General features: G+C 62.9%; 28 protein-coding genes. 13 read left to right on the top strand and 15 right to left on the bottom strand.

What is annotated here, in order from left to right:
* From ngg to NRG23_RS28435, 3 genes are all read left to right on the top strand, one after another.
* Complete coding sequence (gene ngg / locus NRG23_RS28445; protein WP_257373096.1) at positions 1–1,746, top strand: N-acetylglutaminylglutamine synthetase; 1,746 nt, start codon at positions 1–3, stop codon at positions 1,744–1,746.
* 127 nt (positions 1,747–1,873) lie between these two features.
* Entirely contained in the window at positions 1,874–3,058 is a 1,185-nt protein-coding gene (locus tag NRG23_RS28440) for an osmoprotectant NAGGN system M42 family peptidase (RefSeq protein ID WP_007932243.1), read from the top strand.
* Positions 3,059–3,159: 101 nt separating this feature from the next.
* The gene (locus NRG23_RS28435; RefSeq protein WP_007932245.1) at positions 3,160–3,387 is read left to right on the top strand and encodes a YheU family protein; all 228 of its coding nucleotides are present in this window, start codon (positions 3,160–3,162) and stop codon (positions 3,385–3,387) included.
* 51 nt (positions 3,388–3,438) lie between these two features.
* On the opposite strand, the gene NRG23_RS28430 is transcribed toward NRG23_RS28435, so the two are convergent.
* Entirely contained in the window at positions 3,439–3,771 is a 333-nt protein-coding gene (locus tag NRG23_RS28430) for a YnfA family protein (RefSeq protein WP_007932246.1), read from the bottom strand.
* Between the two features lie 64 nt (positions 3,772–3,835).
* The gene (locus NRG23_RS28425; protein ID WP_009045033.1) at positions 3,836–4,651 is read right to left on the bottom strand and encodes an SDR family oxidoreductase; all 816 of its coding nucleotides are present in this window, start codon (positions 4,649–4,651) and stop codon (positions 3,836–3,838) included.
* Between the two features lie 303 nt (positions 4,652–4,954).
* On the opposite strand from NRG23_RS28425, the gene NRG23_RS28420 reads away from it, so the two are divergent.
* Entirely contained in the window at positions 4,955–5,107 is a 153-nt protein-coding gene (locus tag NRG23_RS28420; RefSeq protein ID WP_009045034.1) for a DUF3309 family protein, read from the top strand.
* Positions 5,108–5,188: 81 nt separating this feature from the next.
* Here NRG23_RS28420 and NRG23_RS28415 read toward each other — a convergent pair whose 3' ends face one another.
* From NRG23_RS28415 to NRG23_RS28395, 5 genes are all read right to left on the bottom strand, one after another.
* On the bottom strand, positions 5,189–7,282 hold the full coding sequence (locus tag NRG23_RS28415; protein WP_009050189.1) for an LTA synthase family protein: 2,094 nt from the start codon (positions 7,280–7,282) through the stop codon (positions 5,189–5,191).
* Between the two features lie 322 nt (positions 7,283–7,604).
* The gene (locus NRG23_RS28410; protein WP_009050190.1) at positions 7,605–7,796 is read right to left on the bottom strand and encodes a PLDc N-terminal domain-containing protein; all 192 of its coding nucleotides are present in this window, start codon (positions 7,794–7,796) and stop codon (positions 7,605–7,607) included.
* 98 nt (positions 7,797–7,894) lie between these two features.
* Entirely contained in the window at positions 7,895–8,425 is a 531-nt protein-coding gene (locus tag NRG23_RS28405; protein ID WP_009050191.1) for a hypothetical protein, read from the bottom strand.
* Between the two features lie 114 nt (positions 8,426–8,539).
* Positions 8,540–9,058 (bottom strand): ankyrin repeat domain-containing protein, encoded by a 519-nt coding sequence (locus tag NRG23_RS28400; RefSeq protein WP_063432609.1) that lies wholly within the window; start codon positions 9,056–9,058, stop codon positions 8,540–8,542.
* A 97-nt stretch (positions 9,059–9,155) separates the two neighbouring features.
* The gene (locus tag NRG23_RS28395; RefSeq protein ID WP_257373095.1) at positions 9,156–10,988 is read right to left on the bottom strand and encodes a long-chain-acyl-CoA synthetase; all 1,833 of its coding nucleotides are present in this window, start codon (positions 10,986–10,988) and stop codon (positions 9,156–9,158) included.
* Between the two features lie 612 nt (positions 10,989–11,600).
* Between NRG23_RS28395 and NRG23_RS28390 the strand changes: the two genes are divergently transcribed.
* Positions 11,601–11,879 carry a DUF3509 domain-containing protein gene (locus NRG23_RS28390; protein ID WP_009045039.1) on the top strand — a complete coding sequence of 93 codons (279 nt, stop codon included), beginning with the start codon at positions 11,601–11,603 and terminating at the stop codon, positions 11,877–11,879.
* A gap of 95 nt (positions 11,880–11,974) precedes the next feature.
* On the opposite strand, the gene mtnC is transcribed toward NRG23_RS28390, so the two are convergent.
* The 5 genes from mtnC to aroC form a co-directional block, all read right to left on the bottom strand.
* Entirely contained in the window at positions 11,975–12,658 is a 684-nt protein-coding gene (mtnC, locus tag NRG23_RS28385) for an acireductone synthase (RefSeq protein ID WP_257373094.1), read from the bottom strand.
* 4 nt (positions 12,659–12,662) lie between these two features.
* Positions 12,663–13,208 carry an acireductone dioxygenase gene (locus NRG23_RS28380; RefSeq protein WP_028683096.1) on the bottom strand — a complete coding sequence of 182 codons (546 nt, stop codon included), beginning with the start codon at positions 13,206–13,208 and terminating at the stop codon, positions 12,663–12,665.
* Positions 13,209–13,305: 97 nt separating this feature from the next.
* Positions 13,306–13,926, bottom strand: coding sequence for a methylthioribulose 1-phosphate dehydratase (locus NRG23_RS28375; protein ID WP_028683097.1), 621 nt, complete (start codon positions 13,924–13,926; stop codon positions 13,306–13,308).
* A complete protein-coding gene (locus NRG23_RS28370; RefSeq protein ID WP_110175705.1) occupies positions 13,923–15,071 on the bottom strand; it encodes an MFS transporter in 1,149 nt (382 codons plus the stop codon). Before NRG23_RS28370 ends, NRG23_RS28375 begins: the two co-directional genes overlap by 4 nt.
* Positions 15,072–15,105: 34 nt before the next feature.
* Entirely contained in the window at positions 15,106–16,197 is a 1,092-nt protein-coding gene (gene aroC, locus NRG23_RS28365) for a chorismate synthase (protein WP_257373093.1), read from the bottom strand.
* A gap of 141 nt (positions 16,198–16,338) precedes the next feature.
* On the opposite strand from aroC, the gene NRG23_RS28360 reads away from it, so the two are divergent.
* Entirely contained in the window at positions 16,339–17,292 is a 954-nt protein-coding gene (locus NRG23_RS28360) for an alpha/beta hydrolase (RefSeq protein ID WP_257373092.1), read from the top strand.
* A 98-nt stretch (positions 17,293–17,390) separates the two neighbouring features.
* Positions 17,391–18,179, top strand: coding sequence for a hypothetical protein (locus tag NRG23_RS28355; protein ID WP_009050200.1), 789 nt, complete (start codon positions 17,391–17,393; stop codon positions 18,177–18,179).
* Between the two features lie 126 nt (positions 18,180–18,305).
* Here NRG23_RS28355 and prmB read toward each other — a convergent pair whose 3' ends face one another.
* Complete coding sequence (gene prmB / locus NRG23_RS28350) at positions 18,306–19,214, bottom strand: 50S ribosomal protein L3 N(5)-glutamine methyltransferase (protein ID WP_009050201.1); 909 nt, start codon at positions 19,212–19,214, stop codon at positions 18,306–18,308.
* 237 nt (positions 19,215–19,451) lie between these two features.
* Here prmB and NRG23_RS28345 point away from each other — a divergent pair, with 237 nt between their 5' ends.
* The 5 genes from NRG23_RS28345 (at position 19,452) to NRG23_RS28325 (ending at position 22,221) form a co-directional block, all read left to right on the top strand.
* Positions 19,452–20,042 carry a cysteine hydrolase family protein gene (locus tag NRG23_RS28345; protein WP_257373091.1) on the top strand — a complete coding sequence of 197 codons (591 nt, stop codon included), beginning with the start codon at positions 19,452–19,454 and terminating at the stop codon, positions 20,040–20,042.
* 130 nt (positions 20,043–20,172) lie between these two features.
* Positions 20,173–20,493 carry a hypothetical protein gene (locus NRG23_RS28340; RefSeq protein WP_007932271.1) on the top strand — a complete coding sequence of 107 codons (321 nt, stop codon included), beginning with the start codon at positions 20,173–20,175 and terminating at the stop codon, positions 20,491–20,493.
* A gap of 75 nt (positions 20,494–20,568) precedes the next feature.
* Positions 20,569–21,126 carry a Smr/MutS family protein gene (locus tag NRG23_RS28335; RefSeq protein ID WP_053269690.1) on the top strand — a complete coding sequence of 186 codons (558 nt, stop codon included), beginning with the start codon at positions 20,569–20,571 and terminating at the stop codon, positions 21,124–21,126.
* A gap of 77 nt (positions 21,127–21,203) precedes the next feature.
* The gene (gene folE / locus NRG23_RS28330; RefSeq protein WP_003204506.1) at positions 21,204–21,749 is read left to right on the top strand and encodes a GTP cyclohydrolase I FolE; all 546 of its coding nucleotides are present in this window, start codon (positions 21,204–21,206) and stop codon (positions 21,747–21,749) included.
* Positions 21,750–21,849: 100 nt separating this feature from the next.
* A complete protein-coding gene (locus NRG23_RS28325; RefSeq protein ID WP_009050204.1) occupies positions 21,850–22,221 on the top strand; it encodes a glutathione S-transferase N-terminal domain-containing protein in 372 nt (123 codons plus the stop codon).
* A 172-nt stretch (positions 22,222–22,393) separates the two neighbouring features.
* On the opposite strand, the gene NRG23_RS28320 is transcribed toward NRG23_RS28325, so the two are convergent.
* Both NRG23_RS28320 and NRG23_RS28315 read right to left on the bottom strand, forming a co-directional pair.
* A complete protein-coding gene (locus NRG23_RS28320) occupies positions 22,394–22,996 on the bottom strand; it encodes a glutathione S-transferase family protein (RefSeq protein WP_023966454.1) in 603 nt (200 codons plus the stop codon).
* 12 nt (positions 22,997–23,008) lie between these two features.
* Positions 23,009–24,175 carry a PLP-dependent aminotransferase family protein gene (locus NRG23_RS28315; RefSeq protein WP_257373090.1) on the bottom strand — a complete coding sequence of 389 codons (1,167 nt, stop codon included), beginning with the start codon at positions 24,173–24,175 and terminating at the stop codon, positions 23,009–23,011.
* Between the two features lie 82 nt (positions 24,176–24,257).
* Between NRG23_RS28315 and NRG23_RS28310 the strand changes: the two genes are divergently transcribed.
* Positions 24,258–24,692 (top strand): MarR family transcriptional regulator, encoded by a 435-nt coding sequence (locus tag NRG23_RS28310; protein ID WP_009050207.1) that lies wholly within the window; start codon positions 24,258–24,260, stop codon positions 24,690–24,692.
* Positions 24,693–24,950 lie beyond the last annotated feature (258 nt).

Below are 24,950 nucleotides of genomic sequence, written 5' to 3'. Positions count from 1 at the left end.
ATGAAACCCCACGCCACGGCTTACAGCCAACGCTTGCTGCGCGGTCAGGCGCCCTCCTACGAGCGTCTGCAGGCGCGTTTCGCCGAAGACCGCAGCGCCCTCGGCACCGACCCCATCGCCGTGCACTGCGGCTGGGGCCGGCTGCTGATCGGCCATACCTTTCCCGACCCGACGAGCCTGGCCGAGGAGCTGCTCAACGAACACCCCGGCGAACGCGACATCGCCTTGTATGTCGCCGCGCCGCAGCAGATTCTCGGCCTGGAGCCGACCCAGTTGTTCCTCGACCCGTCGGACACCCTGCGCCTGTGGTTCAGCGACTACCGCCAGGCCACCCGGGTGTTTCGCGGCTTCCGCATCCGCCGGGCGCAGAGCGCGGCGGACTGGCAGGCCATCAACCAGCTGTACCTGGCCCGCAACATGCTGCCGGTCGACCAGAATCTGCTGACCCCGCGCCATGCCGGCGGGCCGGTGTACTGGCTGGCCGAAGACGAAGACAGCGGCGCGGTGATCGGCAGCGTCATGGGCCTGGATCACCAGAAGGCCTTCCACGATCCGGAGCACGGCAGCAGCCTGTGGTGCCTGGCGGTGGACCCGCATTGCACCCGCCCGGGGGTCGGCGAAGTGCTGGTCCGGCACCTGATCGAACACTTCATGAGCCGCGGCCTGAGCTACCTCGACCTGTCGGTACTGCACGACAATCGCCAGGCCAAGAGCCTCTACGCCAAGCTGGGTTTTCGCACCCTCTCCACCTTCGCCATCAAGCGCAAGAACGGCATCAACCAGCCGCTGTTCCTCGGCCCCGGGCCCGAGGCAGCGTTCAACCCCTATGCGCGGATCATTGTCGAGGAAGCCCATCGTCGCGGCATCGACGTGCAGGTCGACGACGCCGAAGCCGGGATGTTCACCCTCAGCCATGGCGGCCGCCGGGTGCGCTGCCGCGAATCCCTGAGCGATCTGACCAGCGCCATCAGCATGAGCCTGTGCCAGGACAAGAGCCTGACCCACAAGGTGCTGAAACAGGCCGGGCTGAACCTGCCGGCGCAACAACTCGCGGGCAACGCCGACGACAACCTGGCGTTTCTCGACGAGCATGAACGGGTGGTGGTCAAGCCACTCGACGGGGAACAAGGCCAAGGTGTGGCCGTGGATCTGTGCACCATCGAAGAGCTGCAACAGGCGATCGACAACGCCCGGCGGTTCGACAGCCGGGTGTTGCTCGAGAGCTTCCACGAGGGCCTGGACCTGCGCATCCTGGTGATCGGCTTCGAGGTGGTCGCCGCGGCCATTCGCCGGCCGGCCGAGGTGATCGGCGATGGCCAGCATTCCATCAGAGAGCTGATCGAGGCACAAAGCCGGCGTCGCCAGACCGCCACCGGTGGCGAAAGCAAGATCCCCCTGGACCAAGAAACCCAGCGCGCCCTGCAGGCCGCCGGGCATGGCTACGACAGCATCCTGGCGGCCGGCGAACGGCTGTTCGTGCGGCGCACCGCCAACCTGCATACCGGCGGCACCCTGGAGGATGTCACCGCGATTCTCCATCCGGAACTGGTGGACGCCGCGATCCGCGCGGCGCGGGCGCTGGATATCCCCATGGTCGGCCTCGACCTGATGGTGCCGGCGGCGGACCAGCCGCAGTACGTGTTCATCGAGGCCAACGAGCGCGCCGGCCTGGCCAACCATGAGCCGCAGCCGACGGCCGAAAGGTTCGTCGACCTGCTGTTTCCCCACAGTCAGCCGGCGATTTGAAAGCCATGTGCTGACAGTACCGGCCTCATCGCGGGCAAGCCTCGCTCCTACAGGCACAGATATTCATGTAGGAGCGAGGCTTGCCCGCGATGACGCACCCACTGGCTCCACTTCACCAGGAGTTTCCATGACCCGATCGATTCCCGAACCGGACCTCAACTACCTGCAGAAAGTCCTCCTGGAAATGCTCGCCATTCCCAGCCCCACCGGCTTCACCGACACCATCGTGCGTTACGTGGCCGAGCGCCTGGAGGAACTGGGCATTCCCTTCGAACTGACTCGCCGCGGGACCATTCGCGCCACCCTCAAGGGCCAGAAGAACAGCCCGGACCGCGCCGTCTCGGCGCACCTGGACACCATCGGCGCCAGCGTGCGCGCGGTGAAAGACAACGGCCGCCTGACCCTGGCCCCGGTGGGCTGCTGGTCCAGCCGGTTCGCCGAGGGCAGCCGGGTCAGCCTGTTCACCGACAACGGCGTAGTGCGCGGCAGCGTGCTGCCGCTAATGGCCTCCGGGCATGCCTTCAACACCGCGGTGGACGAGATGCCCATCAGTTGGGACCACATCGAATTGCGCCTGGACGCCTACTGCACCACCCGCGCCGACTGCGAGTCGCTGGGCATCGGTGTCGGCGATTTCGTCGCGTTCGATCCCTTGCCGGAATTCACCGAAAGCGGCCATATCAGCGCCCGCCACCTCGACGACAAGGCCGGGGTCGCCGCGTTGCTGGCCGCGCTCAAGGCCATAGTCGACAGCGGTGAGCCGCTGATGATCGACTGCCATCCGCTGTTCACCATCACCGAAGAAACCGGCAGCGGCGCGGCGGCGGCCCTGCCCTGGGACGTCAGCGAATTCGTCGGCATCGACATCGCCCCGGTCGCCCCCGGCCAGCACTCCAGCGAGCACGCGGTGAGCGTGGCCATGCAGGACTCCGGCGGGCCTTACGACTATCACCTGTCGCGGCACCTGCTGCGCCTGGCCACGGAACATGAGCTGCCGGTGCGCCGCGACCTGTTCCGCTACTACTTCAGCGATGCCCATTCGGCGGTCACCGCCGGCCATGACATCCGCACCGCCCTGCTGGCCTTCGGTTGCGACGCCACCCACGGCTACGAACGTACCCATATCGACAGCCTGGCGGCCCTCAGTCGCCTGCTGGGCGCCTACATCCTCAGCCCGCCGGTGTTCGCCAGCGACGCGCAGCCGGCCCAGGGCTCCCTGGACCGCTTCAGCCATCAGTTGGAGCACGACACGCAAATGGAAAGCGACACCCGGGTGCCGTCGGTGGACAGCCTGGTGGGGCAAAAGTCCTGAGGTGATAAGCCCTGAAGTGAAAAGCCGGGCCCCGCGCGAGGTTTGCCTAGCCGCGCAGGGCCCGGCGCAGTAGGATCCGGGATTGTTTGCCGGAGGCCCCTATGCTGATTCCCCATGACCAACTGGAAGTCGACACCCTGACCCGCCTGATCGAAGACTTCGTCACCCGCGACGGCACCGACAATGGCGACGACACCCCGCTGGAAACCCGCGTCCTGCGCGTGCGCCAGGCGCTGACCAAGGGCCAGGCGGTGATCGTGTTCGATCCGGACAGCGAGCAGTGCCAGTTGATGCTCAAGCACGACGTGCCCAAGGAATTGTTCGACTGATCTTCGGCCGGGAGCGGATGCCATGGCGGCGCCCAAAACCCGGCCAGCCCCTCAACCGTTGGTAAAGCGCGGCCCGAACAGAATGATGCTCGCGCCGATCACGCACAGCGCCACCCCGAGCCAGTCCGAGCTCAGCGGCCGCACCCGCTCCACCATGCCCAGCCAGCCGATCGAGGCGATGATGTAGATCCCGCCGTACGCCGCATAGGCGCGGCCGGCGTAGCTCGCTTCGATCTTGGTCAGCAACAGGGCGAAGAGCATCAGGCTCGCCAGCGCCGGGACCATCCACCAGGCGCTCTTGCCCTGGCGCAGCCACATCCAGAAGGCGTAGCAGCCGGCGATCTCGAACAGCGCGGCGAGGAAGAACCACAGGTAATTGAGCATGCAAGGTCTCGTCAGGGATGCCAGATGCTGGCAACCCTAACGACGCACAGGGTCAGCGGCAAGCTCAGCTGGCGTTTTGCTTGGCCTTGGCGCGCATCTTGTCGGCCATGAGGGTCATTTCGTCGTACAGCAGTTGCGGGTTCTTCTGCTTCAGGGCCCAGGCCATGCGCCCCTGTTCATGGGGCAGGATCATGAATTCGCCGGCGGCGACCTGGGTGTAGATGTAATCGGCGATGTCCGCCGCGCTGATCGGCGAGCTTTCCAGCAGCTTGCCGACCTGGGCCTTCATTGCCGGGGTCGGACCGCGGAACGAATCCAGCAGGTTGGTCTGGAAAAACGACGGGCAGACCACGTGCACACCGATTTCCTGCTGGGCCAGCTCGATCAGCAGGCTTTCGGAGAGGGCCACCACGCCGGCCTTGGCCACGTTGTAGTTGCTCATGGCCGGGCCCTGCATCAAGGCCGCCATCGAGGCGATGTTGATGATCCGGCCCTTGCTCTTTTCCAGCAGCGGCAGGAACGCCTTGCAGCCCTTGACCACGCCCATCAGGTTGATCGCGATCTGCCAGTCCCAGTCTTCCAGGGACAACTCGCTGAAGAAGCCGCCGGACGCCACGCCGGCGTTATTGACGATCACATCGATGCCGCCGAGCTTGACCTCGCAGGCCTGGGCGAAGGCCGTCAGCTGGCTGTAGTCACGCACGTCGCAACGTTGCACGAAGCCATCGCCGCCGGCTTCGCGCACCAGCCTGAGGGTTTCCTGCAGGCCGGGTTCGCTGACATCCGACAACGCCAACTGCCAGCCTTCGCGCGCCCAGCGCAGAGCGATTTCGCGACCCAGGCCGGATCCGGCGCCAGTGATCATCATGCGATTTTGCATAGGAGTTGCCTTGTTGTTCCGGGAGAGATGAGGCGAGTGTAGCGAAGGATTTTGTGCCGCCCACGCACCATCAGATTGCTGAATGCCCCAGGCAAACCGGGGCCTCGGTGCGACTTCCCGCGGTGTTGCAAGTTCCACTCGATGGCCAGCGGTAGCAGGTACGAAAGGAAATAGCCCTGCGTGCAAAAAGCATTAAAAAAACTTGGAATCATCCTTGAAAACAAAGAGTCGGAATGATTAAGCGGTACGGATTAATTGCCTTGAATCCAGCCGCGCCTTTGATCATCCAATAAGGACAACGACATGGGCACAATCCTGATCATTATTCTTATTCTTCTGCTGATCGGTGGTCTTCCAGTGTTCCCGCACTCCAGAAGCTGGGGTTATGGCCCATCCGGCATCATCGGTGTGGTCCTGGTGGTGTTGCTGATTCTCGTGTTACTGGGCCGGATATAGGCATCGCTCGTTCAAGCTCGGGACTGTTCAACCGTCGAAAAAAAAGAGGCCCGAGGGCCTCTTTTTCATTCGCGCGATGAATCAGTCCGGCGTACCGTGCACCACGCCTGCGGTGTTATCCAGCAGGCTCTTGGTAGCGGTTTGCAGGAAGGCTTCGAGCTTGTGCTTCAACTCGGCGGTACGCGGCGCGTCCGGCACGACTTCGGCATGGGGATTGGCACCCAGTTCGTACTGGTAGATCTTCGGCGCCATTTCCTTCTCGCGCGGCAGTACCAGGATCTGGTCGGCGGTGACGATGGCGGTGGTCTGCTCGCTGCCCGACGGTTTGATCACGCCAAAGCCGGTATCGCCCTGCGGCAGGTTGAGCAGGTCGCGGCCCCAGCACTGATGACGCACTTCGCCACCCAGGCGGCCCATGATGGTCGGCACGATATCGACCTGGGTACCCACGGTGTGGTTGCGCTGGCCGAATTTCTCCTGGATGCCCGGGGCGATCATCAGCATCGGCACGTTGAAGCGGCCCAGGTCCATTTCGGTGATCTGGCGCTCGTTGCCGAAACCGTGGTCACCCACGATCACGAACAGCGTCTCCTTGAAGTACGGCTCCTTGCGCGCCTTCTCGAAGAACTGGCCCAGGGCCCAGTCGGAATAACGCATGGCGGTCAGGTGTTCGTTCAGGCTGCCACGGTCGGTCACCTTCTCCACCGGCAACGGCGTCGGCAAGGCGTACGGGGTGTGGTTGGACAGGGTCTGCAGCAGGGCATAGAACGGCTTGCCGTTTTCCCGTGCCTTCAGCTCTTCCAGGCCACGGTTGAACATGTCCTGGTCGGACACGCCCCAGGTCGGATCGGAGAACACCGGATCGACGAAGTCGTTGCGACCGACGAAGTTGGTCATGCCCTGGTTGCTGAAGAAGCCCGACTGGTTGTCCCAGGCGAAATCGCCGTTGTAGACGTACACGTCGTCATACTTGCGGGCGCTCAGCACCTGCGGCAGGCCGGACAGCTTGTGGCTGCCTTCCGGGGTCTGCATCAGGTATTCGAAACCCGGCAGGTTGGGGAAGCAGGCCATGGTGGCGAACATGCCCTGGTGGGTATGGGTGCCGTTGGAGAAGAAGCGGTCGAACAGCAGGCCTTCCTTGGACAGTTGGTCCAGGTACGGGGTGATGTTGCCCGGAGCGCCCAGGGCGCCCACCGAGTGACCGGCCATGCTTTCCATCAGGATCACGACCACGTTCTTGATCGGCAGGGTCTTGTCGGCCGGTGGCGTGTAGTCGCGGCGCACGGCGGCGATATCGGCGTCCACCAGCTTGTCGTCCGGCATCACCAGCAGGTCGCGCACCACTTGCTGCGCCTCGGGCTGCGGCAGGGTGGCTTTCCAGATATTGCTGCGGTCTTCGCCCATCCGGCTCTTGGCCGCTTCGACCAGCGACAGCGTGCCGTTGAGGCCCAGCTGGTTGGCGAAGTTCGATTCGGTGGTGTAGACGTCACCCCAGCGCAGCGGCGGGCCCTGGCGCAGGGTGCCGCGAGCGGCGACCACGCAGACCAGCAGGCAGACCACGAATACGCCGATACGGGCGTACCACGGGGCGACCTGCCGGGTGCCGATGCTGCCGCCGCTGAACGGGCCGCGTGGCCGGGTCGCGCGGTCGGCGCCCTTGAACGCCAGGCTCAGCAGCCAGGTGCCGAGCGCCCAGGCCAACAGGTAGCGCACCACCGGGAAGCCGTACCAGAGCATGCTCATCACGGTTTTCGGGTCTTCCTTCACATACTGGAAGACCAGGCCGTTGAGGCGCTGGTGGAACTCGCGGTAGAAGTCCATCTCCATCAGGCCGAGGAACAGCGCGATGCTCGAAACGATGGTCAGCCAGAAGCGGAAGAAACCGCGAGCCGCCATGGCCCGGGCACTGAACAGCGCCAGCAGCAGCGGGATGCTGAGGTAGACCACCAGGCGCACGTCGAAGCGCAAGCCGTTGGCGAAGGCTTCAAGGAAGGTCGAGGCCGGTGTGTCGAGGATCATCTCGCGGTTGTAGACCAGCAGCGCCACGCGCAGCAAGGACAGCATGACCATCATGGCCAGCGCGCAGAGCAGCGTATAAGCCAGATGCGATTTGACGGTCGGTTGCAGCAGGCGACTCGAGGCTCGCTGCTGACTCAGGGCGTCCGGGTTTGCCATATCGTTTTAGGACCCAATGGAAGTTGAAGTTGCGAAAAAAATGCAGCTGCGCTTTGCCCTCTTGTAGCCATTCAGGGCTGGGGGGATGGCGCGGTGCGCAAATGTTGCACGATCAGCAGCGGCATTGCCATTGATTACTGGCAGGCGCCCTCACCCGGCCGGCAATGGCCAGAGTCAGGGATCGCAACCGGAGATCGCACGGGGTGCAGCGGAAAAACAGCGCTGGCGAATTGTCATGGAGACTTTGTGAAAATTTCGTGCAGCGCATATTTGGTCACATAAAAAAGGGCCTGGCGGCCCCTTTTCGAACCCGCGCCAGCCTTCAGAACCTCACGTTACCGCGCGGCCCGGCAATCGCCCAGATGATCAGGCCCAGAACCGGCAACAGGATGATCAGCAGCACCCAGAGGATTTTCATCCCGGTTTCGGCACTGCTTTTTAGCACATTGATGATCGCCCAGATGTCCAGCGCGAGGATGATCAGGCCGACCAGCGTATTGAAGGTGGAACCCATGGTGTCGCTCCTAAGTGAGGGCTTGCCCACTTAGGATAGCCGGCCAGCGCCTGGGTTCCTTTTTATCGCCCGCGCGGTCAGGTCCGTGGCTCGGCAGCTCAGACGTGAACCGCGACCTTGAGCGCTTCCAGGGACGGAGCGGCGGCGATACCGGCTTCGGCGCACAGCTCCAGCACGCGCGGCACATCGTTGCCGTAGACCAGTACCACTTGCAGCTCGTCGTCCAGCAGCTGGCTGAAGTTCATCAGCACGTAGCCACCGTTTTCCGGGTTCATGCTGCCCATCTGGATCTGGATGCGGTTGAGCGCGGTCAGGGCCTCGGTCTTGGCCAGTTGCTTGGGCTTGATGTTGAACGCCACGCCCGGGCCGAAAGACGCGACGATCTGCGCGAACAGGTCCATGTAGGTGTCGGCCTGGAACAGCACGGTTTCCGGCAGGCTGCCGACCACCACCCATTCGCCCAGCGGGATCGGGAAGCTGTCGTCGTAGTTGATGTCCGGGTTGGCGGCCAGGAAGGCCTGGGGATCGGCGTAGGCCTGGGCGGCCTCGTCGGCGATCCGCAGGATTTCTTCTTCGCCCATGCAGCCGGAGCTGATTTTGGTGATGAGTTCGGCGAGGACGGTTTTCATGGGCGAATCCTGTTACGGGTCAATGGCGGGCGCGCAGGATAGCCTAAACCCGCCCCGCGAACCTACCGCCGCGACCAAGGCCTGGCCTTGGCCCGGCGGCATGCGCCATTCAGCTCAGCCCAGCAACTTCTGCAACTGCGCGGTGGTGTCGACGGCGCCCATGGTCTTCGCCGCGTCCAGTGCGCTCACGCCGTTGGCGTCGGTGGCTCGCGGGTTGGCGCCCTTGCCGATCAGGTAGTCGACGATTTCCGTGCGGTTGAACATCGCCGCCATCATCAGCGCGGTACGCCCGTCGAAGGACGAACCTTCCACCTCGGCGCCGCCTTCCACCAGCGCCTTGACCACTGCCAGGTCGCCCTTGAAGGCCGCGCCGGCGATCGGGCTCTGGCCGTTGTCGTTACGGATCTCGGGGTCGGCCTTGTGCTTGAGCAGCACCTGCACCGCGTCCACATGCCCGTAGTAGCTGGCCAGCATCAGCAGGGTGTCGCCCTTGTGATTGCGCAGGTTGACCGGCAGACCGCTGCTCGCCAGCTTGTCGAGCATCTGGGCGTCGCCTTGACGGGCGACGTTGAAGACCTGCTCGGTAAACGCGGCGGCTTCTTCTGCGGTCATCTGGCGGCTGTTGTCTGACATCGGGAACTCCACTTTCGGCCAATCGGAAAGCCGCTAGTGTCCCCAAGCGCCTCCTGCCCTGTCATCCCTTTTTTCTCAAGAGCGGCCATAGCCAGAATCAATAACGGTGCCGGCCAGCGCAAATGTCCGCCAGGACCGCCTCCGTCACCTGGACGTAGGTCGCCGATCCCGGCAACCAGGCGTACACCGGGTCGCCGCCGGTTTTCGACGGGTCGAAGGCTTCTTCCTTGAGCCGGGTCTTCTGGTACTTGAAGGTGCCGGTGGTCTCCATTTTCACCTTGACCCGCAGGAACAGCGGCACCGCGTAGCCCGGCAGATGCTCGCGGGCGAACTGCAACAGCTCGGTGAAATCCAGGGTCGCCAGGGACTCGGCCGGAGTGATCGCCGCCATCCCGGCGCGACCGTTGGTGTTGTGCACCTCGACGCCATAGGCCACCGCCTCGGCGACCTGCGGATGTTGCAGGAGGATGTTCTCCACCTCGGTGGTGGAGACGTTTTCGCCCTTCCAGCGATAGGTATCGCCCAGGCGATCGATGAACTGCGCATGGCCAAAACCGATATCGCGCAGCAGGTCGCCGGTATTGAAGTAACGGTCGCCCTTCTCGAACACGTCGGCGAGGATCACCTTCAGGTTCTTTTCCGGCTCGGTGTAGCCGTCCAGTGGCGCCTTGTCGTCGATCTTCGCCAGCAGCAGGCCCTGCCCGCCCCGGGCGACCTTCTGCATGAAGCCAGAACCGTTGCGGATCGGTGCGCAGGTGTCGTGGGCGTACTCCACCAGCGCCCAGGGCGCCAGGGAAAAACCCACGGTATTGTCGAAGTTGAGCACGTTGGTAAAGCCGATATTGCCGTCGCTGGCGGCATACAACTCGCAGATATGCTCGACGCCGAAACGCTGCTTGAACGGCCCCCACACGCCGGGGCGCAGACCGTTGCCAACCATCTTCACCACACTGTTGTCGCGGTCGTGCTCGCTGGCGGGCTGGTCGATCAGGTAACGGCACAGCTCGCCCACATAGCCGATGGTGGTGGCCTTGAACCGACGGGCATCCTCCCAGAACCGGCTGGCGCTGAACTTGCGGCGAATGGCAAACCCCGAGGCCCCGCTGATGGCCGAGCCCCAGCACACGCACAGCCCGGTGGCGTGATACAGCGGCAAGGTGCAGTAGAGGATGTCGGCCGGCTGCATGTCGAGGGCGATCATGCCGAAGCTGGCCGAGGTGCGCATCCAGCGGCCGTGCTTGAAAATGCCGGCCTTGGGCAGCCCGGTGGTGCCCGAGGTGTAGATATAGAAGCACGGATCGTCGAGGTAGATCCGCGCGGTGCTCGGGGGATTGGTCGAGTCGCTGGCGGCGCTGGCGGCCATCAGGTCGATGCAGCCGGCGGGCGTTGGCCCGGGCGCCACATCCAGGTCGGCGACGAACCAGGTGCGCGCCCCGTCGATGGCGACCTGGTCGCGAATCGCCGAATAGGCATCCAGCAGTTCGCCGCCGACGATCATCGCCACCGGCTTCACCAGGTTCACGCTGTGCACCAGCACACTGCCGGTCTGCGCGGTGTTGAGCATGGCGCAGATACCGCCGAGCTTGGCCACCGCCAGCACGCTCACCAGCAACTCGGGACGGTTCTCGACGAAGATCGCCACCACGTCGCCCTTGCCGATGCCCTGGCTCGCCAGGTAATGGGCGATCCGGTTGGCCCACTGGTTGGCCTGTGCATAACTCAACACCCGGTCGCCATACAGCAGCGCCGGGCCGTCAGGGTTGCGTTGCGTGGCCTGCTCGAAGGTCCAGCCCAGCCCGCAGGGCTGATCGGCACGCTTGACGTTGGCTATCTGCATGCCCTTGATGACCCGCGGCAACGCCCGGGCGATGGAGGGCAACTTTCGCAGCATCATGCCCCAGGTGATCATGTCGTGCTGACGAGTGCTCATGACGGCTCCTGTTCGACGCAAAAGGATCCTGCACGGGCCAGACCGGCAGGCAGACAAGGGTCGATGGGGCTATTCGGCTGGGGGCCGAGGGCGGGCCGCCACGGCAAACTGGAGAGAAACAGGGGGCGCGCTATTGGCAGTGATGCGGAGCATGGCGTTCATGGATGACGTCCTATTTTCTTATTATCAGGCGCCCATGACCCTAGGGATCACGACGCATGACTGTCCATGTCGATGAAGCGTCTGATTGACTTGTACAGCCTGTCGCTGGCAAAAAAATACGTCAGCGCTTCTTGGCCTGTACACGGAGTTTTTGCAAAGTTTTGTATCTCCCCCGCGCCGCCAGGTGCCTCGCGCTTGAGGGCCGGTTTGCCGGTTGAATCTTTTACGTGAACCGGCAGTCACAGCGTTACGCCTCGGCCCTTGCTCACGCCTGCGATCTCGCAAAATGCAGGATGCACGATGGCCATTCATGCAAATTGCACGAACGCACAAATGACGAATATTTATAACAATATGATTTATAAAGATTTTTTAAAAAATTGAGGCTGGCACAATCACTGCACCTATCACTCCAGGTTTGCCATTCAAGAACCAATGGAGCTGATAGACATGAGCCTGATCCAAGAAAAATTCGCTTCCCTGTTCTCCAACTACGAAGTGACCACTCAGCCACGGCCTGATGGCGGCATCCTGCTGACGCTGCGTAACAGCGAAGGTAAACAGCTCAAGCGCTCGATCTCTTATGCGCAGTTGCATGCGGGCGATCAGCTGTCGTGGGTGATCAGCGCGTTGCGTCGCGACCTGGCTGAACAGGCCAGCGAATTGCCGCAGATTTCCCTGCTGCAAAGCCAGAACCGTTTTGCCCTGCCGTCGTATCACTCGCTTTAAATCCGTACCGCTGCGGATTCGCGGTGACAACTCAGACATGACGGATAGCCCCAATCAGGCCGTGCCGGCCTTGCGCTGACACGGCCTGATTGCTTTCAGAAACGCTGCGGATCGATCTCGGCGAAGCTCGCCACATTCGCATGCCCCGTCAACACCCCGCCTTCGCGCACCAGGCCGCAGGTGGCCAGGCCGGCGGACTGGGCCGCATCCAGTTCCTGGACGACATCGGACAGAAAGAGAATCTGCCCAGGTGCACAACCGATGGCCTGGGTAATGCGCTGGTAAGATTGCACTTCGCGCTTGGGCCCGGAAGTGGTGTCGAAAAAACCGCTGAACAGCGGCGCCAGGTCCCCGGCAATGGAGCGACCGAAAATCAGCTTCTGCGCCTGGATCGAGCCCGACGAATAGACGTACAGCCGATAGCCGGCCTGGTGCCAATGCTGCAACGCCTCTACTGCATCCGGGTAGACGTGGCCCTTGAGCTGCCCGGCCCTATACCCCTGCTCCCAGACCATGCCTTGCAACGCCTTGAGTGACGTGGACTTGCGATCTTCCGCGATCCAGCCCAGCAGGATCTCGATCACCCGCTCGACATCCGCCGCCGGCTCGCCGCTTGCCTCACGCACCGCCTGCAACTGCTCGGCGACATCGGCCCGGGTGGCGTGCTTGCGCACGAAGCCTGGCAGTTGCTGCACCGCGTAGGGAAACAGCACCTCGAAGACAAAACTCACCGCGCTGGTGGTGCCTTCGATGTCGGTGAGAATGGCCTTGATCGGCATCCGCTCAATCCTCCAGAAGCGGGAACTGGCTGGCGATATCGGAACCGGTGAAGTTGGCGACCCAGCCTTGCGGGTTGTTGAACATGCGGATCGCCACCAGGTACGGGTTCTCGCCCATGTCGAACCAGTGCGCGGTACCGGCCGGCACCGAAAGCAGGTCGTTCTTCTCACACAGCACGGCGTACACGTAATCACCGATGTGCAGATTGAACAGGCCGCGACCGGCGACGAAAAAGCGCACCTCGTCCTCGGCGTGGCGGTGTTCGTCGAGGAACTTGGCGCGCAGCTCGGCCTTCTGCGGGTGATCGCTATTGAGGCTGATCACATCGACGCTGATGTAGCCGCGTTCGGTCATCAGGCGGTCGATCTGTTCCTGATAGGCGCCTATCACTTCCTCCTGGCTGGCGCCCGGCTGGATCCTGGTGGCGGCTTGCCAACGATCGAAACGCACGCCCTGCTCGGCCAGGGTCGCGGCGATATCGTCGAAATGGGTCAGCACCTTGTTCGGCAGGTCCGGGCTGGATACGTGGTAAACGGACAGGCTGCTCATCTTGGCAATTCCTCGTTATCGGCAGTGCCCGCAGGCTTTCCAGGCCGGTCAGGCGGTGCATGTCATCAGGCGGTGGCTACTTCAGTCGAAGAAAGCCTTAACGGTTTAACAGGGCGCGAGTCTTCAACTCACACTCGAACAGGAACTCAAAGGCCTCGATCTGGCGCTGCGCGTCACTCATGCGCGCGCCCCAGGTATAGAGGCCATGACCGCGAATCAGGTAGCCAACGCAATCGGCATGGGCGTCGAGCCAGGGCTGGACCTTGCTCGCCAGCCGGGCGATGTCCTGATCGTTGTCGAAAATCGGCACGCGCACCCGCGACTCGTGGCTGGCAATGCCGGCAAAGGCCTTTTGCAGCTCGTAACCCTCGAACTCGATGAAGTCCTCGGCGGTCAGGCGCGACAGCACCGTGGCGTTCACCGAATGGGTATGCAACACGGCGCCGATCTGCGGGTTCCAGCTGTACAGCTGGGTGTGCAACAGGGTTTCGGCCGACGGCTTTTTACCCGGTTCCAGACTGTTGCCCGCCAGGTCGGTGGCCAGCACGTCATCCAGGCCCAACTGGCCTTTGTGCTTGCCAGAAGCCGTGAGCAATAGCGCGCTTGGCGACAGGCGCGTGGAATAGTTGCTGCTGGTGGCCGGCGACCAGCCGCGGGCATGTAGAAAGCGCCCGACCTCGATGATGTCCTGTGCCAGCTGTTCGCGGCTAAGGCTCATGGCCTCTCCTCTTGCATACGTGTGGCAATGATAACGGCTGCCGCCAGCGCTGCGAGGCTTGCAATACTAAAGGTCAATGTCGCGCCCAGGGCGTTCCAACTGTAGCCGGAATACAGCGCGCCCAATGCGCCGCCGGTGCCGGCCAGGGCCGCGTACAGAGCCTGGCCCTGGCCCTGCTGGCGGTCACCGAAGCTGCGTTGCACGAAATGAATGGCCGCGGCATGAAAGCTGCCGAAAGTCGCGGCATGCAGCACCTGGGCAAACAACAGCAGCCACAGGTGCTCGGCAAAGGCGCCCAGCAGCAGCCAGCGCAGGGCCGCCAGCAGGAAACTCGCCAGCAGCACCCGGCGCACCGAAAACCGCGAGAGAATCCAGCTCATCGCCAGGAACATCAGCACTTCGGCGACCACCCCCAACGCCCACAGCAGGCCGATCAAGCCGCGGCTGTAACCCAGGTGTTCCAAGTGCAGGGTCAGGAAGGTGTAGTAGGGGCCGTGGCTCATTTGCATCAAGGCCACGCAGGCATAGAAGGCTAGCACGCCGGGGCTGCGCAGCTGGCCAAGAAAGCCTCCAGCCGCCAGGCGACTGCCCTGGGCCGCTGGCTGGGCATTGGGCACCCAGGCGCTGCTGAGCACGATGCCGGCCATGATCAGTACCAGCGTCGCCGGGTAGATATCCAGGCTCAGCCACTCGAACAGCCGCCCCAGCGCCACCACCGTGAGAATGAAGCCGATCGAACCCCACAGGCGGATCTGGCTGTAGCGGGCGGTCTGGCCTTGCAGGTGCGCCAGGGTGATCACTTCGAATTGCGGCAGCACTGCGTGCCAGAAGAACGCATGCAAGGCCATGACCATCGCCAGCCAGGCGTAGCTCTTGCTGACGAAAATCAGCGAAAAGCTCAGCAGCGTGCAGATCGCGCCAAAACGCACAATGGCCAGGCGCTGGCCGGTGTAGTCGCCGAGCCAGCCCCAGATATTCGGCGCCACGCAGCGCATGAGCATGGGAATCGCCACCAGCTCGCCGATGCGCGCGCTGGAAAACCCCAGGTGATCGAAATACAGCGCCAGAAATGGCGCGGTCGAACCCAGCAAGGCGAAATAGAACAGATAGAAACTGGAGAGCCGCCAGTACGGGAGCGCCGCCACGGCCGTCAGACCGTGGCGACTGGCAGGGACGCCATTACAACTGGCCCAGCACCGGCGTGCTGACGCGCACGTCGGCGTTCTGGCCACGATGACGCAGCAGGTGATCCATCAGCACGATGGCCATCATGGCTTCGGCGATCGGCGTGGCGCGGATGCCGACGCACGGGTCGTGACGGCCCTTGGTGATGACGTCCACCGGGTTGCCATCGATGTCGATCGAGCGACCCGGGGTGGTGATGCTGGAGGTCGGCTTGAGCGCCAGGTGCGTGACGATCGGCTGGCCGGAGGAAATCCCGCCAAGGATGCCGCCAGCGTTGTTGCTGAGGAAACCTTGCGGGGTCAGCTCGTCGCGATGCTCGGTGCCACGCTGGGCAACGCTGGCGAAACCGGCGCCGATCTCCACGCCCTTGACCGCGTTGATGCTCATCAGCGCGTGGGCCAGCTCGGCGTCCAGGCGGTCGAAGATCGGCTCGCCCAGGCCCGGCATCACGCCCTCGGCGACCACGGTGATCTTCGCCCCCACCGAGTCCTGATCGCGACGCAGCTGGTCCATGTAGGCTTCCAGCTCCGGCACCTTGTCCGGGTCGGGGCTGAAGAAGGCGTTGTCTTCCACCGAGTCCCAGGTCTTGAACGGGATTTCGATCGGGCCCAGCTGGCTCATGTAGCCCCGCACCACGATGCCCTGGCTGGCCAGGTACTTCTTGGCGATGGCCCCGGCCGCCACGCGCATGGCGGTTTCCCGCGCCGAACTGCGACCGCCGCCGCGATAGTCGCGGATGCCGTATTTGTGGTGGTAGGTGTAATCGGCGTGGGCCGGGCGGAACAGGTCCTTGATCGCCGAGTAGTCCTTGGACTTCTGGTCGGTATTGCGGATCAGCAGGCCGATGGAGCAGCCAGTGGTCTTGCCTTCGAACACTCCGGAGAGGATTTCGACTTCATCGGCTTCCTGGCGCTGGGTGGTGTGGCGGCTGGTGCCGGGCTTGCGCCGGTCCAGGTCGCGCTGCAGATCGTCCAGCGACAGCTCAAGACCCGGTGGGCAGCCGTCGACAATGGCGACCAACGCCGGACCATGGCTTTCGCCGGCGGTGGTGACAGTGAACAGCTTGCCGTAGGTATTGCCAGACATGCGGGACGCTCCGTGAAATCAGCCGAAATAACTCAATCTGGATTACTGAGCGCGCCAGTATACGCAGCCTACCCAACTAGTTCATCCTCGAACCTTATCCGTGCCGGGAAGTCCAACCGGCACCTTCTCCATGATGGCGTGATGATGCTGCGAGTTCTTCTCTTGAGCCTTACCCTGTTCACCGGCCTGGTCCACGCGGCCGTGCTGCAACGTCCCATCAGCCTGGACACTGGCAATGGCGAGTTATACGGCTCGCTGCTGTTGCCCAAATCCGACGCCCCGGTGCCGGTGGTGCTGATCGTCTCCGGCTCCGGCCCTACCGACCGCGATGGCAACAACCCCGACGGCGGGCGCAACGACAGCCTCAAGCGCCTGGCCTGGGTGCTGGCCAAGCACAACATCGCCAGCGTGCGCTACGACAAGCGCGGCGTGGCCGCGAGCCTTGCCGCCACCCCGGACGAACGCAACCTGACCCTCGACGCCTACGTCGCCGACGCCGTGGCCTGGGGCAAAAAACTCAAGGCCGACCCGCGCCTGGGCCCGTTGATCATGCTCGGCCACAGCGAAGGCGCGCTGATCGCCACCCTGGCGGCGCCCCAGGTCGATGCGGCGGCGGTGATTTCCATCTCCGGGACCGCCCGCCCGGTGGACCAGGTGCTGCGCCAGCAACTGAGCTATCGCCTGCCGGCGCCGCTGATGCTGCGCAGCAACGAACTGCTCGACAGCCTCAAGGCCGGCCGAGTCGACACCGAGGTGCCGCCGCCGCTGGAAGTGATCTTCCGCCCCAGCGTGCAGCCGTACCTGATCACCCTGTTCAAAGAAGACCCGGCCGCCGCGTTCGCCCGCCTGAAAATGCCGGCCCTGATCGTCCAGGGCAGCAACGACATCCAGGTCGGCGTCGACGACGCGCGGATGCTCAAGGCCGCCAAGCCGGATGCCCAGTTGGCGCTGATCGAGGGCATGAACCATGTGCTGCGCATCGTGCCCAACGACGTCAAGCGGCAACTGGCCTCCTACAAGGACCCGCAACTGCCCCTGGCCTCGGAACTCGGCAGCCGCATCATCGGTTTTATTGACGGACTTCACGCCCGTTGACGCGTTTTCCCCTCCAGTCCTGAAAAAAACGGCCGATAAGCCTTTGCCGGCCGTTCACTTGCCGTCGGCAAGTAGCGCTTGGACAGGATCTCGCCGTTATGACCGATACCCAGAACCCTCCCGAAACCGAGGTTGAAAACCCCGCTCCCGAAGCCGTGGCGTTGCCGTGGGCGGATGTCCACGCCGAGCATCACCGGATGCTTCGCCTGGCCCCGCTGCAAACCGATCGCGCCACGGGCGGACGGCCGCTGCGCTTTATCGAGTTCGGTTATGCCGAGCGCAGTAACAAGGAGCGCAGCCTGTTGCGCATGACCCTCCAGCTGCCGGGCCAACGGGTGCGCAAGGAACAGAATCACCTGGATGTCTGGGTCGACCATACGACTCGGCGGGTGCGCTTCGAACCGGAAAACCTGCAAATCGAGCCGGCGAACCGTGGCATCGGCCGCTTTCTGTTGGCGCAGGGGGCGAGTTGGGCGCAGAAGAAATGGCCACACTACCGCGTGGACGGTTTCGAACTGGCGAACAAGGATGCGCTGAACGAGGCCACGCGCCTGCGACGCGATCATTTCCTGAGGGTCCAGGGTTTCGATGTGGTTTACGCCGATGCCCAGCATCTCAAGGGCAGCGTCAAGGATGTGCAGGTCGGCGAACTGCTGGCCAACTGGAACACCGAAAAACTGCAATTCGTCGAGATCCTCGAGGCCGCGCAGATGCTGCAACAGGCCGAGCAGAACCTCGAAGAGCAGGAAGTCAAACTGCGCAAGCACGAAGAAAAGGTTGCCAAGTACAAGCGCGAAGACACCGGACTGCGCTTTACCATCACCTGCCTGGTGGCCTTTGCGGTGTTCCAGGCCGGGTTGCTGATCTGGATCGCGACCCACCGCTGATTCCAGACTTACGCGGATACCTGTAGGAGCGAAGCTTGCTCGCGATAGCGTCCGTCCAGGCACACCCCGGTGCCTGGATCGCGGGCAAGTCGGATCGCCGCCCGCTCGCTCCTACAGAAACGCCGATCAGACCCGGGAGCTGAACAACGCCTGGTGCTGCCGGCACTGCTCGGCGGTGAGCATGAACACGCCATGGCCGCCGCGCTCGAAGTCCAGCCAGGCGAAGTCGACTTCCGGGTACAGGGCTTCGACATGGACCTGGCTGTTGCCGACCTCGACGATCAACAGGCCCTTCTCGGTCAGATGATCCGCCGCCTCGGCCAGCATGCGCCGCACCAGGTTCAGGCCATCGTCGCCACAAGCCAGGCCCAGCTCCGGTTCATGCTGGTACTCCTCGGGCATGTCGGCGAAATCCTCGGCATCCACATACGGCGGATTCGACACGATCAGGTCGAAACGCTGGCCCGGCAAGCCCTCGAAACCGTCGCCCTGCACCGTGAACACCCGCTCATCGACGCCATGGCGCTCGATGTTCTGGTTCGCCACCTCGAGGGCTTCGAACGACAAGTCGGCCAGCACCACTTCCGCATGGCGGAATTCGTAGGCGCAGGCAATGCCGATGCAGCCGGAACCGGTGCACAGGTCGAGAATCCGCGCAGGCTCGGCACCCAGCCAGGGTTCGAAACGTTTTTCGATCAGCTCGCCGATCGGCGAACGCGGGATCAGCACACGCTCGTCGACAATGAACGACAGGCCACAGAACCAGGCCTCGCCCAGCAGGTAGGCGGTCGGCACGCGCTCTTCGATGCGCCGCTTGAGCAGACGCTGCAGATTGACCAGTTCGTCATCTTCCAGCGCGCAGTCCAGATAGCTGTCGGCTATTTCCCACGGCAGGTGCAAGGCACCCAGTACCAACTGGCGGGCTTCGTCCCAGGCGTTGTCGGTCCCATGGCCGAAAAACAGATCCTCCCCATGAAAGCGGCTGACAGCCCAACGGATGTGGTCGCGCAGGGTGCGCAGGCGGGAAGTGATCACGGGACAGACTCCTGAAAAAACGACTGGCGATTCTAACAGCCAAAACGTCTGAGGACGACGCATGAAAAATCTGAGTCTGCGGGACGTCCAGGCGGTTTTCCCCGCATTCGACCCGATTCTCCATAGCCCTTGACACGGCTGTAGGCCAGCAACCACGCACCTTACGTTAGTAGCGATTCACAGAAGCGCTCCGCCAGAGGACAATGTCGCAAAAGCCCCACTCACAGGAGCCCCAGAATGTCCGTTCCAAAGACGATGTTTCAACTCAGCGGTCGTGGTTATGCAGCGGCTAATTTGAGCCACGCGACCCTTGTGATCATCGACGCCCAGAAAGAGTACCTCAGCGGTCCGCTGGCCCTGTCCGGCATGGACGCCGCGGTCGCCAACATCAAGCAACTGGTCGCTGTCGCCCGCTCCGCCGGCCGCCCGGTTGTGCACGTGCGTCACCTCGGCACCGTCGGCGGTCTGTTCGACCCCCAGGGTGAGCGCGGCGAATTCATCCCCGGCCTCGAACCCCAGGGCGACGAGACCATCATCGGCAAGCTGCTGCCGAGCGCCTTCCATGGCACCGAGCTGGAAAAGCGCCTGCAGGACCTGGGCTCCCTGGACCTGATCGTCTGCGGTTTCATGAGCCACTCCAGTGTCAGCACCACCGTGCGCGCGGCGAAGAACCTGGGCTTTCGCTGCACCCTGGTGGAAGACGCCTGCGCCACCCGCGACCTGCCCTACAAGGGCGGCATCCTCAGCGCCGAGCACGTCCAGCAGACCGAAATGGCCATCATGGCGGACAACTTCGCCACCCTCGCCCTGACCAAAGATCTGATCTGATCGACCTGCAATGAGCGGTCCACGGGCCGCTCATCCGTAAAAGCCTCTCATTTGCCGTAATTGCCTTAGCCTCAGGAACCACCCGGTCATCTTTCGGTCGAAGGGCCGATACCCATTGAGGAAGGTCGGAATGAAGATATCCGATGGTTTTGACGCACGTCGTCTGCGGCCCAAAGGCCCGCGGAACTGGCGTTTGCGCCTGGGCGCGGGATTCTCCGCGTTGCTGGCGACCTTCGGTGTGCTGCTGGCGATGGCCGGGGCCGCCAGCCTGTTGGGGCGCCCTCCGGCGCTGGGCGAATTGAATGCAAGTCCGGCAGGTTCCGCGGTGATTCTAGCGGTCGGTCTGTTACTGCTGTATGTCGGCGTCTGGCTGTGGCGTCGTTGCCGGCGCCGCATGCGCCAGCCGCAGACCTTGAACATGGCTCCGCACCTGATGAAGAAACATGACTGAATCGATGGCAACACGTTTTGTCCCGCCCCTCTCCCTTCGAGTTGGGTAAACTGCTCGGTCTTCGCGGAGGCTGACATGCAAGACGACGATTTTTCCCTGTTCAAAAGCGCGGTCCAAGGCGTCAAGCCGATCAAGCACGATCGCGCCGAAACCGGCAAACCCAAGGCTGACCGGGCGCAGATCGCCAAGCTGCGCCAGGCTGCCAGCGTGCGCACCGAGACCACGACCGTCGATGGGCTGTCCGATCAGTTCGTGATCGACGTCGGCCCGGAAGACGAGTTGATGTGGGCCCGCGACGGGGTTCAGGAAAGCCAGATGCGCAAGCTCAAGGTCGGCCAGATCCCTTTCGAGGGCAGCCTCGACCTGCACGGCATGAACGTGGAAAAGGCCCGGGAAACCCTCTGGGCGTTCCTCGCCGAAGCCACCAAGTTCGAAATCCGCTGCGTGCGCGTCACCCACGGCAAGGCCGTGCGCCTGGACGGCAAGCGGCCGATGATCAAGAGCCACGTCAACACCTGGCTGCGCCAGCATCCCCAGGTGCTCGGCTTCACCTCGTGCCAGGCCAGGCACGGCGGCGCTGGGGCCGTTTATGTGATGCTCAAACGCACCATGATGGAAGGTCGCGACGAGTAAAGCCGCTTCGTCGCGCTTGCAGCGTCGAGTCCGCCACCGTACCCTTGCCCTTTGCGTAAAATCCCACAGGTAGTTTCATGTCCCTGGAACAGAATTACACGGCGATCCTCGGCCAATTGGGCGAAGACGTCTCCCGCGAGGGCCTGCTCGACACGCCAAAACGTGCCGCCAAAGCCATGCAGTACCTCTGCCGCGGTTATGAACAAACGCTGGAAGAAGTCACCAACGGTGCCTTGTTCAGCTCCGATAACAGCGAAATGGTGCTGGTCAAGGACATCGAGCTCTACTCGCTGTGCGAGCACCATCTGCTGCCTTTCATCGGCAAGGCTCACGTCGCCTACATTCCAAGCGGCAAGGTGCTGGGCCTGTCGAAAGTCGCGCGCATCGTCGACATGTACGCGCGCCGCCTGCAGATCCAGGAAAACCTCAGCCGCCAGATCGCCGATGCGGTCCAGCAAGTGACCGGCGCCCTGGGCGTCGCGGTGGTGATCGAGGCCAAGCACATGTGCATGATGATGCGCGGTGTGGAGAAGCAGAACTCGTCGATGATCACCTCGGTGATGCTGGGCGAATTCCGCGAAAACGCGGCGACCCGCAGCGAGTTTCTCAGCCTGATCAAGTAATCGGCTGCCCGAAAGAACCGGCGTTCATCGCCGGTTTTTTTTCGCCTGGCAAAAATCAGGTAAGCTGCCGCCCCTTCTTTCATGGGCAAGAGGCAATATCGTGATCGTCAAAGCGCTTCGAGTCGGCCTGGGCCAGCTCATCATCTTCATCGACTTCATCACCCGCCCACGCAAGCAGCAGCGCCCCGCCGCGGCCCAAGCCCAGGTCGAACAGGCCGCCAAGGGCCTGACCCTGTACCAGTTCCACGCCTGCCCCTTCTGCGTGAAAACCCGCCGCACCCTGCACCGCCTGAACGTTCCGGTGGCCCTGCGTGACGCGAAAAACAACGAGCAGGACCGCCAGACCCTGCTGGAGCAAGGCGGCAAGATCAAGGTGCCGTGCCTGCGCATCGAAGAAAACGGCCAGACCACCTGGATGTACGAGTCCAAGGTGATCATCGATTATCTGGACAAGCGCTTTGCAACAGCTTGAATGGTTGGTGGCGTTCTGAAGGACGTCATCGCGGGCAAGCCTCGCTCCTACAGGTTTACGACCGAGTCTCTGTAGGAGCGAGGCTGGCCCGCGATAGCGCCAGAACAGCCCCCACAAGCGCCAGACCATAAAAAACCGACCCAAGGGTCGGTTTTTTGTTTCCCGCAGAAGCTCAGTCGAGCATCCCGACATGCCGCGGATGGCTTTCCACCCGTTGCATCCAGGCCTGGATCGCCGGGTAGCGCGCCAGGTCGAAGCCACCTTCATGGGCGACATGGGTGTAGGCATAGAGCGCGATATCGGCAATCGAATACTGCTCGCCTACCAGATACGGCGTGCGCGCCAGCTGGTGCTCCATCACGTCCAGGGCCTTGTAGCCGCGCTTTTGCAGCTTCTCGTATTCGTGAAGGCGCTCCTGCGGCAGGCCCAGATAAAGCTGGATGAAACGTGCCACGGCAATGTACGGCTCATGGCTGTATTGCTCGAAAAACTGCCACTGCAGCACTTGCGTGCGTAAACGCGGCTCGCTCGGCAGGAATTCGCTGCCATCGGCGAGGAAGTTGAGAATCGCGTTCGACTCCCACAGGCAAGTGCCGTCTTCCAGCTCCAGTACCGGGATCTTGCCGTTGGGGTTCTTCGCCAGAAACGCCTCGGTCTGCGTATCCCCGTTCAAGATATCCACGGCGTGCCACTCATAAGGCTGGCCCAGCAGATTGAGCATCAGCTTGACCTTGTAGCAGTTGCCGGACCGGTAATCCCCATAAACCTTGTACATGGCCCTCTCCTCTTAGGCTGCCTGTGCAGCCTGTGCTTGACGTACCACGGTGGCCAGCCGCTTGAGACCTTCGTCCAGACGCGCCGGATCGATATGACTGAAATTCAACCGCAGGTGACCTGGATTGCGGTCCGGCTCGGAGAAGAAGGGTTCGCCCGGCATGAATGCCACATCCTGCTCCAGCGCCGCCTTCAGCAAAGTGCGGGTGTCCAGCGGCTGTTTCAAGGTCAACCAGAAAAACAGCCCGCCCTGGGGCACCTGCCAGTCGGCCAGATCGCCGAAATGACGTTGCAGGGCTGCTTGAAAAGCGTCGCGGCGGACCCGGTAGAAATCACGCAACTCGCCCAGATGCTGCTGATACTGCTCGGTACCTATCCATTGCAGCGCCTGCCATTGGCCGACTCGATTGGTGTGCAGGTCCGCCGACTGCTTCAACCGCAGCAGATGGGGAAACAGGTCCGGGCTGGCGATCAGGTAACCGACCCGCAGCCCCGGCAGCAACGTCTTCGACACGGTGCCGGTGTAGATCCAGCTGGCCTTGCGCAGGCGCCCGACAATAGGCGTGGCATTGCCGCCATCGAAAGTCAGTTCGCGGTAAGGCTCGTCCTCGATCAGGGTCACCCCGAACTCGTCGAGCAACGCCGCCACGGCATCGCGCTTGGCCTCGCTGTAGCGCACCGCCGAAGGATTCTGGAAGGTCGGGATCAGGTAGATGAACGCGGGACGATGCTGCTCCAGGCGGGCGCGCAATTGCGCCAGGTCCGGCCCATCGGCCTCAAGCGGCACGGTCAGGCAATCGGCGCCGAACAGCTGGAAGATCTGCAACGCCGCCAGGTAGGTCGGCGCTTCCAGCATGATCTCGGTGCCCTTGTCGATGTACAGCTTGGCCGCCAGATCGAGGGTCTGCTGGGAACCGCTGACCACCAGCACCTGGCTGGCCTCGCACGGCACGCCCAGCGCCCGGGCCTGTGCCGCCAGGGCCTCGCGCAGCTGTGGCTCGCCCTCGCTCATGCCGTATTGGCCCATGGACACCGGCATCGCCTGCCAATCGGTCTTCGGCAGCATCGCTTCGGCGGGCAGCCCTCCGGCGAACGACATCACTTCCGGACGCTGCGCGGCGGCAAGGATTTCACGGATCAGTGAGCTTTTAAGACGCGAAACACGTTCGGAGAAGGCCATGAGGGTCACCCGTAGCGAAGGCGGAGGAAAATACGTCAAACTGCTTGACCGAAATTACGCCGACTTTCGCAGATACGTCAATATGCTTGACCTTAAAAACCAGACCACGCAACAAGCCGCCATGGAAGCTTTCTTCTTTGGTTACCAGGCGTTCACCGCCAAGGCCGACGAAATGCTCGAGCGCCGCGGCCTGAGTCGCGTGCATCAGCGCATCGTGTTTTTCATTGCCCGCTACCCGGGGCTGAGTGTGAAGGAACTGCTCACGGCACTGGGCGTGAGCAAGCAGGCGCTGAACATTCCGCTGCGCCAATTGATGGAGATGCACCTGGTCAACAGCGTTGCCCCAGAGAGCGACAAGCGTAAACGCCTGCTGGAACTGACCGAGGACGGTGCGCGCTTTGAGCAATCGCTGCGGCGCGAGCAGGTGAAGCTGCTGCAACGGGTGTTCGCCGAGGCCGGCGAGGCGGCGGTGGATGGCTGGCTGGCGGTGAACAAGGCCCTGGGCGAAAACCGCTGACACCACAGCCTGCGCAGCGGCCGTCAATCTGCATAGTCGATGCTTCTGCAAGACCGCGTCAGCCCCATTGCGAGCGCTGCACGCTCGATCGCAGGCTGCGCCAGCGGCTACAGGCATATAGCATTTCTGGCGAACTTTTCGCACACAACCTAAAAAACATTATTTGCTTTCTTTGTATACAAAAGCATAATTCGCCACGTGCGAGTTCCTGACCCATAGGTCAATAAAAGCCCGCAAGCCTTACATGCCTCAAAGAGC

This window comes from Pseudomonas sp. T8 (assembly GCF_024610635.1).
GTDB lineage: Bacteria > Pseudomonadota > Gammaproteobacteria > Pseudomonadales > Pseudomonadaceae > Aquipseudomonas > Aquipseudomonas chlororaphis_I.
This window is presented reverse-complemented; position numbering and strand designations above follow the sequence as displayed.